Below are 12369 nucleotides of genomic sequence, written 5' to 3'. Positions count from 1 at the left end.
AACTCCCCCTTACGCAAACCCCAACTTGCTACTTAACGAATTGCTAACATATCCTTACATCCGCAATTTGCGCAGGGGAAGCCCCCGTTGGCGGGAGGTAGGTTCGGACATTTGGGGGTGGATGCCGCGAGCAAACAATGCCACGGCCATGGAAAACTCTACCTCAAAAGGCGTCTCAGCTGCTTTTCGGGGCTGGCACCAATTGGATCGGGGGGCGCTCCCCGGACGCGTTGCCCAGCGCGATAGCGACCCGGTCGCGCCCGTTGCCCTTGGCATCGTAGAGCGCGTGATCCGCGGCATTGGTCAACTCGGCCCAGCCCACGCCATGCTCGGGATAGGCGGCGACCCCGAACGAGGCTGTAACGGTGCCCAGCGTCCGGCCGCGATGCGTCAGATGAAGCTTCCTGATCGCCTGGCGCAGCGCTTCCGCCCGCTCGGCGCCTTCTTCGACCGAGCTTCCCGGCATGACAAGGGCAAACTCCTCGCCGCCATAGCGCGACACGACATCGCTATCCCTGGCATGCTCGATCAATGTGGCGGCGACCTGCTTCAGGACAAGGTCGCCGGCTTCGTGGCCGAACGTATCGTTGAACTGTTTGAAATGATCGACATCGAGCATGATGATCACCAGCGGCTGGCCTGAGCGCTCCATCCGGCGCAGTTCGCGGCTGCTCGTCTCCTCGAGATATCGCCGGTTGAAGAGACCGGTGTTCGGATCGCGGATCGACTGCTGCCGCAGCGTCTCGCGCAGGCGCAGATTTGCCAGCGCCAGCGCCAGCGTGTCGACAACGCCGCGCAGGATCTGCTGTCTTTCGGCCAGCCATTGCGGCTTCTCGGCCGCATTCGGCTCGCACAGATGAAGGATGCCCAGCGTTTCGCCTTGCGCCGCCAGAGGCATGCAGACATAGCCTTTCTTGCCGTTCTCGGTGATATGAGCGCAGCGCGGCGTGAGCATGCCGGGGCCGGTGACATGTTCCTGGCCGCGCCGGAGCGCCCAGCAGTCTTCCGGCGCAAACTGCGTGGCGCTCGAGCGGACGTCGCCCCAATGCGCCATCTCCTCCACCAAATTGCGCGACGCGCTGGTCAGGTGGACGGTTCCGCTCAAGCCGCTGAGGAACTCGGCCATGGCGGTGCCGACCACCGAGAACGCTTCCGGGAAGGTGACGCAGGCCTGGAGCAGTTCGCCAAGCTTCACCAGGCGGGTCGTGGTTTCGGACTTCTCGTGCAGTTCGCGGTTGAGCAGCGCCAGCTGATCGGCACGCTCGTTCACGACTCCTTCGGCGCGGCGCAGCTCGCTGATGTCGCTGAGCGTCAGCACGAGGCCGCCGTCGGACCGGCTGAGCGGACTGCAACTGGCGATGACAGGCACATGCGAGCCATCCGATTTGGTCAGGCGCACTTCGCTCTGATGCTGGCGGCCCGTGGTCAAGGCCTGCTCCACGGGAGACGTTCCCGCGGCGAACTCGGCTCCCCTCGGATCCCGCATTGCCATGACCGAGCCCCAGTCCTGCCCGACGATCTTGTCGGCGCGCCGCCCGATCATCGCCGCCGCCGCGGGGTTGACGCTTGCGATCTTGCCGTCACTGTCCAGCACGGCGATGCCTTCGGCCGCCGTCTGGACGATATCCTCGATGTGGGCCCGCGCCGATGCAAGCTCGTCCGCCATGGTGTTGAAGCCCCGCGCCAACTGCCCGAACTCATCCTTGCGGCCGTGGCTGATGCGCGTCATGGCGTTGCCTTTCGCCAGCGATTCCATGCCTCTCATCATGTCCGAAAGGCCGGCGCCGAAACGGCTGAGCAGCCCCCAGGCGAATGCCGCCGCAACCAGTATGGCGGCTGCCGCACCGAGGCCAACCAGCCAAAGCAAGCTGTTGGTGCGCTGTTCGGCGGCGCGCAGCAAGGGATCGTATTCCAGCAGCACGGCGCCGACGATCGTATCCTTGGGATGTTCGATCGCAACGGCCAGTATTTCATTGGCTTCATGCGTATCGCTGAACTTGCGCGGGATGCCATCCGCCAAAGTCTGACCGACTTCGTTGCCGGGGTCGTGATCGAACTTCTCGCCGGTCTTGTGTTCTTCGTCAGCGGCATGGGCCAGCAGGATCTTGTTGGGGTCGACGATCAGGAAATCCCTGAGCGAGCGATGGTGCTGCAGCTCCAGAAATTCGCGCAGCGCCTCAGGCCGCTCGAACAGCGAAGGTGAGCCGTCGGATGATTTGAAGACGATCGTGTCGGCCAGTTCCCGGGCGACGTTGGTCGCTTCGGTCAAACCCAGCGACTTGGTCGCGGCCATCTGAGTAAAGATCGCAAGGCCGCCAACCAGCCCGATCAAGGTCGCGGCGCTCGTCATGCTGAGGATGATCAGGCTTTTGATGCGCACGTTAGGGCACCGCCGAAAGCGACGGCATCCTGCATGTCAGATCGAACCAGCATTTCATTCCTGGCTTTTATTACCAAATGCTTATCATCGTCCTAACGGTGCCAGCCCGACCACACCTCGCGGGATGGGACAGCCAAGGTGAAAGCGCAATCTCCCCCTAGGGGGAGATCGGACGTCACGCCGGCTTTCGCCAATAGCCAACGTCAGCGAGGGTGAGGAAAGGCTTGTCAGCCCGCCATCGCCAGCGGCACTGCGCTCTTGTTGGGGATCTGGATGTCGATTTCCAGCGTCGACATGGTCTCGCCGCGGTCCATCGAGACCTGCAGATAGTCCTGGTCGATCTGCACGTGCTTGGCGATCACGGCCATGATCTCCTCGCGCAGGATGGAGACGAGGTCGGGCTGGCTGCGGTTGCGGCGCTCATAGGCGAGCAGCACCTGCAGCCGCTCGCGCGCCACCGGCGCACTGGAGCGCCGCTTGAAGATGTCGAGCAGGTTCATGCCGCCCTCCTTCCCAAAAGACGATCGAGAAAACCCTTGCGTTCGAACGGCACGACGACGGGCAAGTTCTCGCCCTCGAGCCGCCTGGCGGCGTCGATATAGGCCTTGGCGGCAGCGTTGAGCGGCTCCGACAGCGTCACCGGCGAACCGAGGTTGGAGGCCCTCAGCACATCCTGGCTCTCGGGAATGATGCCGAGCAGCGGCGTCGAAAGGATTTCCAGCACGTCGTCGATGGACAGCATTTCGCCGCGGGAGGCGCGCGCCGCGTCGTAGCGCGTGACCAGCACATGCTTGGCGATCTGCTCGCCCTGCTCGGCCCTCAAGGTGCGGGCGTCGAGCAGGCCGATGATGCGATCGGAATCGCGCACGGAGCTGACTTCCGGATTGGTGACGATGACCGCCTCGTCGGCAAAGCGCATGGCGAGCTGCGCGCCGCGCTCGATGCCGGCCGGGCTGTCGCAGAACACATAGTCGAACACCGAGCGCAGCTTGTCGATGACCTCGCCGACGCCGTCTTCGGTCAGCGCATCCTTGTCGCGCGTCTGCGAGGCCGGCAGCAGGAACAGCGTCTCCACCCGCTTGTCGCGGATCAGCGCTTGCGAAAGCTTGGCCGAGCCCTGGATGACGTTGACGAGGTCGAACACCACGCGGCGCTCGGCGCCCATGATCAGGTCGAGGTTGCGCAGGCCGACGTCGAAGTCGACCAGGGCCACCTTCTTGCCGGTCTTGGCGACCGCCGCCCCCAGGGCTGCCGTCGAGGTCGTCTTGCCGACGCCCCCCTTGCCCGAGGTGACCACCACTACCTTGCCCATGAGAATGCCTCCGTTGTTGTTGTGTTATTGTCCGTCGCGCGGCCCATATCGGCCCGCTCAGCTGAGCGGCGCGACGCGCAGCCCGTCCCCGTCGAGAAATGCCTGGATCGGCTTGCCGCGCGAAACGCCTTCCATCTCCTCGGCGGTCACATACCAGCCGTCGACCGCCAGAAGCTCGGCCTCGTTGCGGCGGCAAAAGATGCGCGCGGCCTTGTTGCCGAGCGCACCCGCCGAAGCGCGCCCGCGCAGCGTGCCGTAGACATGGATCGATCCCGCCGCGATGATCTCCGAACCCGAAGCGACCGAGCCCAGCACGATGACATCGCCATGCGGATGCACGATCGCCTGGCCGGAACGGATCGGCGACTTGATCATCAGCGTGCCCGAAGCTTCAGGCTGCGCGGCCTGCGGCTCGCTTTCGCCTGCCTTGCTTGCGCCAGCCTTGCCTTTGCCGGCACCGCCCGCATCCGCGCGCCCTTCCGGCGCCTTGCCCTCTGCCTTGTCGGCCTCCCTCGCCTTGCGGCCGGGCAGCAGCCCATCCGTCGTCGCCTCCTTGGCGCCGGTCAGCACCGGCGGCAATTCGGCGCCGAGGGCAGCCCCTTCAAGCTCGATGGCATAGATGCGGATGCCGCGCAGGCCAAGTTCAGCCACCAGCGCCGCGATCTCGCTCGGCTGCGGCTTCAGCGTGTTCAAATCGAGCAGCACCGGGCGGCCGGAGAAATAGCCGGGCGAGTTACCGATCCAATGGTCGAGCCCCTCCAGCCAGGCCCCCAAGGGCGCCTCCGGCGTCAGCGTGAAAGCGACGAACGAGCGGGCGCGAAAGCGAATGGATTTGGCCTCGAGGGGAGCGGCAAAAGTCACTGGCGGCGAATCCTTACTGATAGGTAAACGCTAGCGAGTGAATGGTTAACGAATGGTTAATGATGGGGGCAACTTGGCAGCTGCGCGAGAAATCGGCAGGGTCGACTAGGGCCAGTAGCGGACGCTGACCGGCTACATGCCGAACGTCTTGATAGGGCCGGAGCGGAATGGCGGGTTCAGGCTGCGCATCTTAAAAGAGCGGACTTTCCGGTGGGCGCGGACATCGTCGTGACCTGACCCGAAGCAGACCTGAACAGGGCTAGGCTGCGAAGCGATACCCTTCTATCATGATGCGACCGATGCCCTACGTCTGGAGCCAAGCATGGAGCGGAGGCTTGCGGCGATACTCGCCGCCGACGTTGTTGGCTACAGCCGCCTTATGGAGGCTAACGAGGCGGACACTTTGGCACGCCTCAAGAGCACCCGCGAGAATCTGATCGACCCGAAAATTACTGCTCACAAAGGGCGCATCGTGAAGCTCATGGGCGATGGCGCGCTGATAGAATTCTCCAGCGTGGTCGACGCGGTCGGTTGCGCAGTCGAAATCCAGCAGACGATGGCGGAGTGCAACGCCGAACTCCCGAAGGAAAAACAGCTCGAATTCCGGATTGGCGTAAACCTTGGCGATGTGATTGTCGAAGGGCAGGACATCTATGGCGATGGCGTGAATGTCGCCGCGAGACTGGAAGGATTGGCCGAACCCGGGGGCGTCCTGATTTCGGGATCGGCATTCGATCAGGTCGAGAGAAAGCTGGGTTTCGAGTTCGAATTCTTGGGTGAACAACAAGTCAAGAACATCGAAAAACCTATTCGCCTGTATCGGGTAGGCCCGCGGGCGCGCGCCGCGTCCGGGACGGTTCCAGCAAAACGCAAACGTCGTTTCGACTGGCGCCGGCTGACTGTCGCGGCGATGGTGCTGATCCTGGTCGCCGGAAGTGTAGCGCTTTGGAAGGTGCTTGGGGACGGTTCAGGATCGCCGGTCGAGGTGGCCTCGAAGGCAAGGATGGTGCTCCCGCTACCCGACAAGCCATCCATCGCTGTGTTGCCGTTCACCAACATGTCGGACAACGCCGGCCAGGAGCACTTCGCCGACGGCATGACCGATGACTTGATCACCGACCTTTCCAAGGTTTCCGGCCTCTTCGTGATCGCGCGAAACTCGACATTCGTTTACCGCGGCAAGCCTGTAGAAATCAGGCAGGTCGCGGAGGAACTTGGCGTGCGCTACGTCCTGGAGGGGAGCGTACGGCGCGCCGGCGAGCAGGTGCGAGTCAACGCCCAGCTTATTGATGCCCTCACCGGCGGGCATGTGTGGGCGGAGAGGTTCGATGGAAACGTCGCCAATATTTTTGCGATCCAGGACGTTTTTGTAGCAAAGATCGTCGAAGCGTTGAAGGTCAATCTCACCACCACCGAAAAAACGGAAATTGTCCGCGCCAAGCCGGACAACATTGCAGCCAAGGAAGCTTTCGAAAAGGGTTGGAGCCTTTATCTCCGTTACAACTCAAAGGACACAGCTGCCGCCATCACTTCCTTGAAAAAAGCAACTGAACTTGACCCTGAATATGGGCGCGCTTATGCCGCCCTGGCGCTGGCCTACTTCCGCGTGGTTGAGTCACTCTGGGGTAAAGAACTCGGTAGGGACGAACCATATTTCTGGTTGGGAGCTCAAGATTACGTAGAGCTGGCCAAGAAGTATCCAACGTCACTGTCTTATACGGTCGAGGCATTGCGGGACGTTTATCAAGGTCTGGCCGAAGATGCACGCAGGAATGCCGGTCGAGCGATTGCATCGGATCCCAACGACCCCGAGGCACACATCGCAACGGCTTGGGCGCTGACGATCTCAGGCGAACCTGCCGAGGCGCTGAATTTCGTCGCGACCGCCATGCGGCTCAACCCGAACTATCCAAGTCACTACGTTCTCGCTCGTGGATTGGCGCTTTTTGCAATGGGCGATCTGAAACAAGCGGCTGAGGTGTTCGGAGAAGGCGTTAGGCGAAACCCAGACGCAACTGCGCTCTTTCTACCTCTGAGTTCCGTGCTGGCGCAGCTCGGTCGCCGAGAAGAAGCGAGGCAAATGCTACTGAAGTTCCGACCGGGTGTAGGCCAGAAAGGGCTCGAAAACCTTCCCGACACCTTACACCTCTCGTTCAAATGGGATCATGAACATGCAAGCGTCCGGGAGCGCCTGAATGACGGTGTCCGCGTCGCTGCGCTGCCGCTGGACGTCACCATTACGAGCCTGGAAGCAGAGCTTGAGACCGGCAATCCCTTTTCCCAGCAATATGCAGCAAAGCGACTGGGCTGGTTTGGAGCTGCGGCAGCAAAAGCCGTTCCGGCTCTGGTTGAAGCGCTTAAGGTTGAATATCTCCGCCGGGAAGCCATCGAGGCGCTGGGAAAGATCGGGCCTTCGGCAGGAGCTGCGATACCTGCCCTCGTGGCACTCCAGAATGAAGCTCTGGTTGGCGCTTACGCAAAGGACGCGCTGTCCAAAATCAGAGGCAATTGATGGACTTGGACGCGCGCCAGGGATTTCCGCTTGTGGTCCAACTCGGACCTGCTGCGATATCCGCTCCGGAACCGCTGTTGGGGGGACAAGGAGACATCAAACGCGTCCAGTTCGCCATCCCAATTTATGAGTACACGGCCTAGGCGAACCACCAGCGTTCGGCGATCTTCTGCCCGTCCATCGGCCAGTTCGACGCCACCTCGCCATGGGCGAGAGCCTTGGTGTGGGCATCGACGTAGGAGTTGAAGACCAGGTTCACCAGCCCGCCGTCGTCATGCAGCAATTGCTGCATTTCGGCATACATGCCGGCACGCTTGGTATCGTCGGTCTCCGAGCGGGCGGCGACGAGCAGCTCATTAAAGCGCGGATTGTTCCAAAACGTTTCGTTCCACACCGCTTCCGCCGCATAGGCGGTGGTGAACATCCAGTCGCAACTCGGCCGGCCGGCCCAGTAAGAGGCGTAGAACGGCTTCTTGAGCCAGACATTGTCCCAATAGCCGTCATTGGGCTCCCTGATCACATTCAGGTTGAGCCCGGCCGCCCGGGCATGCTCCTGCCAGAGGAGAGCCGAGTCGGTCGCACCCGCGAACGCGGCATCCGCGACCGACAGTTCGAACTGGGTGTTCTCGGCCCCCGCCTTCTTGAGGAGGCTCTTGACCATGTCGGGGTCGTAGACGTGCTTCGGCTGCGGATCGGTCGCGAACTTGACGGTCGGTGCGATCGGATTGTCGTTGCCGATGGCGCCGTGGCCGAGAAACACCTTCTGCACGATCTCGTCGCGATTGAGCGAGTACTTGATCGCATTGCGCACATCGGGATTGTCGAAGGGCGCCTTCTGGACGTTCATGACATAGACGTAGTGGCCGTAGCCCGTCGTCTCCGAGATCAGGAGATCGGGGTTCTGCGTCAGGATGTCGAGCGTCTTCAGATCGCATCGATCCATGTAGTGGACCTCGCCAGTATAGAGCGCGTTGGTGCGCGCCGTTACATCATTGATCGCCAGGCATTCGACACGGTCAAACCAGCCCTTGTCGGATTTGAAGTAGTTCGGATTCTTGTTGAAGGTGGCGATGACACCGGGCTCGAATTTCTCGAGCATATAGGGGCCGGTGCGGATGCCCGACTCCCAGTCGACGCCGCCCTCTTTCGCCGGCACGACCGGGAGGTCCGACATGATGTAGGGGAAGTCGGCATTGCCGCCGTCGAGTTCGAACACCACCGTCTCGGCACCGTCGGCGACGACATTCTTGACCGAAGCCAAGAGCGATTTCGCCACCGAATTCGTGCCCTCGATGGTGTGATGCCTGACCGAGGCCACGACATCATCAGCGGTAACCGTCTTGCCATTGTGAAAGGTGGCGCCTTTCCTCAGTTTGAACACCCACTTCTTGGCGCCGTCTGACGGCTCAAAGCTCTCGGCGAGGTCGGGGACCACGTTGCCCTTGGAATCGATCTCTGTCAGGCTGTTCGACAAGGTTCCCAACAGCGCGGTGCCGGTGAACGAGTTGAGGGAGAGACCCGGGTCCAGTGTATCGGTGGCGGCACCCTCGCCCATGCCGATCTTCAAGGTGCCGCCCTTCTTGGGCTCGGCGCGCGCCGCTTGGACGAACATCGCATTGGCGGCCATGGCGGTAAGGCCGGCGGCGAGCGCCAGCTGAACAAAGTCACGACGCGAAACCCTGCCTTGCGCGGCAAGCTCGGCGGCCGACTGCAGCTTCAATTCGAATTCCGTCATTTCCTGGTTTCTCCTTCAGATGCAGATGGAGAACGGGCATGTCCAAGAGGAAACGAGGAGGCGCATCCCCTCACGAGATGGGCCGGTAACCTCTCCTGTTCGTTCTTGTTCTTGTTTAGTTACTCCGTCGCGGGCCAAACGGTTTCGGCCCGCGGCAGATCATAGCGGGCCCGAGTGTGGCGGGCAAACCGGCCGACGCTCGCGACGCGTGCTACATGCAAGGGAGCGCCTGTATGACGGTCTCCGTATTGCTGCGCTGCCGCTGGACGTCACCGTTACGAGCCTGGAAGCAGAGCTTGACCCCGGCAATCCCCTTTTTCCATCTATATGCAGCAAAGCGACTGGGCTGGTTTGGACCAGCAGCAGCACAAGCCGTTCCGGCTCTGGTTGAAGCGCTCAACGTTGAATATCTCCGCCTCGAGGCCATCGAGGCGCTGGGAAAGATCGGGCCTCCGGCACGGGCTGCGATACCTGCGCTCGTGGCACTCCAGAATGAAGCTCTGGTTGGCATTTACGCAAAGGACGCTCTGTCCACAATCAGAGGCAATTGATGGATTCTGGACGCGCGCCAGGGATTTCCGCCGTGGCCCAACCACGACCTCCAGCGTGATCGCCGGCACGGTCTGCTTTCAGGAAGCTGCGAAGCCGACCTCTACGGCCGACATGAGGCCCTAAGCTGCCATTTGTCGCACAGAGAATTAAGGTCTCCGCTGAATGTACAACGGTCTTTCAGGGTGGTTGCAATAGTCTAACATGTATGTCTCGCCATTGCGGCCGCCAGACTAAGGTAATTACGAACAACTCAACCCCTCACCGCCTCTTGAAATATTGCACTGGGTGCGGCATGCCGCGCGAGGTCGCCCTGGTGCAGGCTTCTTACGCTGATGCGCTCCGTCAGTTGCCAGCCCCTCCGGCCCCCGACCGGTGTCATCGACGGTAAACGTCGTCGCCTGATCGACATTCGCATCGCGGCCGCCGCCTTGCTTGGTGTCGGAGCAGGTTTGTCGTGCTAGGATCGCCGGTCGGCACCTTGCTGCCTCGGCGCAACGCGACTGCAAGTGCTGGTTCGTACGCATGCTGCAGGCTGGGCGGCAGCAGATTTTCTTGGCCGGAGGTTTTTGCAGGAGCAAGGGGGACATCGATGAGCGCAAGGAACCGATTTTTCCGTGGCCTGGTGGCCGGCCTGTTTGCCGGTGTCTTCTGGGTGGATGCCGCCCTGGCGCAGGGCGCGGGGTGTGCGTTCGCGCCGGTGGCCGGCACGTCCCGACAGATTGTGAGATGTCGGGAAGGCCTGACCATCATTGTCGAAGGTGGCGCTCGTTTCACGCTGGTGGACCGCGACCGAAACGGCAAGGTCGACGCGGTTCGGTTGCGGCGCAAGGCGCTGCTGCTCGATGCTCCGGCCGGCTCGATCCCGGCTGGCTTCGCGGTTGTCACGCCGCAGGCGATCGCCGCGGCGCGCGGCACCAAATGGGCAGTCGACGTCGGCCGGGGCAAGACGTCTGTCTTCGTCCTCAGGGGTCGCGTCGCCGTGAACCGGCCGGCGTCCCGAGCCGGCGTGGTGCTGGCGCCGGGCGACGGCGTCGACGTCGAGGCCGGAACAGGACCGCTGACCGTCAAGCGCTGGCCCGCCAAGCGCGTTTCCGCCTTGCTGGCCCGTTTCGGCCAGTGAGCCGCAGTGAGCAGGCGAGCGCTTCCGACGCTGATCGCGCTCATCCTGGCGGGTCTTTGGGGCGCCGGCCTGGGCTTCGCGCACTGGCGCGGCAATTTGTGGTTTCTCGATCGCGTCGAAGCAACGATGACCGATCTTCGAACGCTCGTTCGAGGAACCGCGAAGCCACCGGAGCTGATCACCATTGTCGCGATAGACGATGAAGCGGTGCGGCACGAGGGTGCATATCCCCTCAGCCGTGCCACGCTTGCCCGGCTTGTCGATACGATCGCGCGGCTCGGACCGAAAGCCATTGCGCTCGACCTGCTGCTGGTCGATCCCGGGGAAAAGGACAACGATGAGGCGCTCGCACGTTCGCTGAGCGGGAGTGCGAGCGTCATCGCTGCCGCGGCGGTCTACCCCGGAGGTGAACAATGGGCGGTGGCCGAGGGCGACGGACCCATCGCCGGCGTGCCGAATGCCGAGCGGTTCCTGTGGCCGCTGAAAGCATTCTCGGATGCCGCCGCCGTCGGCGTCGTCAACGTGGCCACCGACAAGACGGGAACGCCCCGCTTCGTGCCGTTGCTGTTTCGGGCCGGAGATCGGCTGGAAACGTCTTTCCCCTTGCGTGTTGCCGCCATGGCAGCAGGAGGGGATCCAGAAATCGCCGCCGATCATCTATCGCTGGGCGGACGCTCGATCCGGACCGACATTGGCCACATCCTGCCTCTGACCTTCTATGGCCCCCGCGGCACGATCCGCACGATCAGCGCGGCGACCGTGCTGGAGGGCCAACTCGATCCCGGCACTATCCTGGATCGAATCGTGGTGATCGGCGCCACTGCAACCGGCACCGGCGATGTTTACCCGACACCGTTCGATCCCATCCTCCCGGGCGTCGAAGTCATGTCGACGGCGATTGCCCATCTGATGGCCGGCGACGCAGTTGTGCGAGACCAGTATGTCCGGCTTGCGGATGCCGGCTTTGCGGTGGTGCTGCCAATGGTTCTTGTCGGGCTGTTGGCATGGCGGCGAAACGCAGGCGGCCTCGCGGCGATCGCCAGCGTGATCCTGATCTGGCTGGTGGTCAACATGACCGCTTTCCTGCACCACGTCTGGCTGAGCGCCGCGCTGCCGATGACCGCCGCCATTCCGCCTGCGATCCTGTTCGGCGCCGCGCAGCTTTGGCTGGGCAGGAGCAGGGCGCAATTTTTCGCGACGCAGAGCCAATTGCTTCAGCGCGTCGAAGCCCCAGGCATGGGGGAGTGGCTGGCCAGGCATGGCGACTTCCTCTCGGAGCCCGTCCGGACAGACGCCGCCATCCTGTTCATCGACCTGTCCGGCTTCACCGGATTGAGTGAAACATTGGGGCCGATCGCCACACGCGAACTCCTGAACAGTTTTCATGCGCTGGTCGGCGAAGAAGTGACGAATAGCGGTGGCGTCGTCACGAGTTTCATGGGTGACGGAGCCATGATCCTGTTCGGTCTGCCGGAACCGGCGGCAAATGACGCCTTCAATGCCGCCGGCTGTTGTGTGGGGCTCTCCAGCCGCACCAACGATTGGCTCGCCTCGATGCCTGCATCGACCGCATCCCGGCTCGGCTTCAAGATTGGAGCCCACCACGGAACGATCGTCGCCTCTCGACTCGGCGGCGAAGGCCGTCAGCACATCGCGGCCATAGGCGACACGGTCAACGTTGCCAGCCGCCTGATGGAGATCGCAGCCGACCAGGATGCCGAAGTCGCGGTGAGCGACAAAATGCTCGATGCCGCCGGCCGCGACTGCGCGTTGTTCAAATCCGGCACCCTGAAAGGACCTGTGGAAACACAGATCCGAGGGCGATCCGGCTCGCTCGCAATCTGGCTTTGGCGCAGTGCAGGGATGCTGCCGTAGAGGATTGCCGCCAGGCCTGCGG

The 12369-nt window shown here is 62.6% G+C and carries 9 protein-coding genes; 4 read left to right on the top strand and 5 right to left on the bottom strand.

The window, feature by feature from the left end; translation table 11 throughout:
* Positions 1-175: 175 nt before the first annotated feature.
* The 4 genes from AC1DZU_RS07460 to minC form a co-directional block, all read right to left on the bottom strand.
* Positions 176-2380 carry a sensor domain-containing diguanylate cyclase gene (locus AC1DZU_RS07460; protein ID WP_477283182.1) on the bottom strand — a complete coding sequence of 735 codons (2205 nt, stop codon included), beginning with the start codon at positions 2378-2380 and terminating at the stop codon, positions 176-178.
* A 227-nt stretch (positions 2381-2607) separates the two neighbouring features.
* Positions 2608-2880 carry a cell division topological specificity factor MinE gene (gene minE, locus AC1DZU_RS07455; protein WP_024501686.1) on the bottom strand — a complete coding sequence of 91 codons (273 nt, stop codon included), beginning with the start codon at positions 2878-2880 and terminating at the stop codon, positions 2608-2610.
* The gene (gene minD / locus AC1DZU_RS07450; protein ID WP_184875292.1) at positions 2877-3692 is read right to left on the bottom strand and encodes a septum site-determining protein MinD; all 816 of its coding nucleotides are present in this window, start codon (positions 3690-3692) and stop codon (positions 2877-2879) included. Before minD ends, minE begins: the two co-directional genes overlap by 4 nt.
* 57 nt (positions 3693-3749) lie before the next feature.
* Positions 3750-4553 carry a septum site-determining protein MinC gene (gene minC / locus AC1DZU_RS07445; RefSeq protein WP_477283179.1) on the bottom strand — a complete coding sequence of 268 codons (804 nt, stop codon included), beginning with the start codon at positions 4551-4553 and terminating at the stop codon, positions 3750-3752.
* A 322-nt stretch (positions 4554-4875) separates the two neighbouring features.
* On the opposite strand from minC, the gene AC1DZU_RS07440 reads away from it, so the two are divergent.
* Positions 4876-7065 carry an adenylate/guanylate cyclase domain-containing protein gene (locus AC1DZU_RS07440; RefSeq protein WP_477283177.1) on the top strand — a complete coding sequence of 730 codons (2190 nt, stop codon included), beginning with the start codon at positions 4876-4878 and terminating at the stop codon, positions 7063-7065.
* A gap of 139 nt (positions 7066-7204) precedes the next feature.
* Here the strand turns inward: AC1DZU_RS07440 and AC1DZU_RS07435 are convergent, their stop codons facing one another.
* Positions 7205-8800, bottom strand: coding sequence for an ABC transporter substrate-binding protein (locus AC1DZU_RS07435; protein ID WP_477283175.1), 1596 nt, complete (start codon positions 8798-8800; stop codon positions 7205-7207).
* A gap of 233 nt (positions 8801-9033) precedes the next feature.
* On the opposite strand from AC1DZU_RS07435, the gene AC1DZU_RS07430 reads away from it, so the two are divergent.
* From AC1DZU_RS07430 to AC1DZU_RS07420, 3 genes are all read left to right on the top strand, one after another.
* Positions 9034-9351 carry a HEAT repeat domain-containing protein gene (locus tag AC1DZU_RS07430; protein WP_477283173.1) on the top strand — a complete coding sequence of 106 codons (318 nt, stop codon included), beginning with the start codon at positions 9034-9036 and terminating at the stop codon, positions 9349-9351.
* A 590-nt stretch (positions 9352-9941) separates the two neighbouring features.
* Positions 9942-10472: a FecR domain-containing protein gene (locus AC1DZU_RS07425; RefSeq protein WP_477283171.1), complete on the top strand. Its 531-nt coding sequence runs from the start codon at positions 9942-9944 to the stop codon at positions 10470-10472.
* 6 nt (positions 10473-10478) lie between these two features.
* Positions 10479-12347, top strand: coding sequence for a CHASE2 domain-containing protein (locus AC1DZU_RS07420; RefSeq protein ID WP_477283169.1), 1869 nt, complete (start codon positions 10479-10481; stop codon positions 12345-12347).
* The last annotated feature ends 22 nt before the right edge of the window (positions 12348-12369 follow it).

It is taken from the genome of Mesorhizobium sp. P2_A12, from assembly GCF_056405075.1.
Note: the sequence above shows the minus strand (reverse complement) of the source record. Positions and strands in the feature narration are given on the sequence as shown.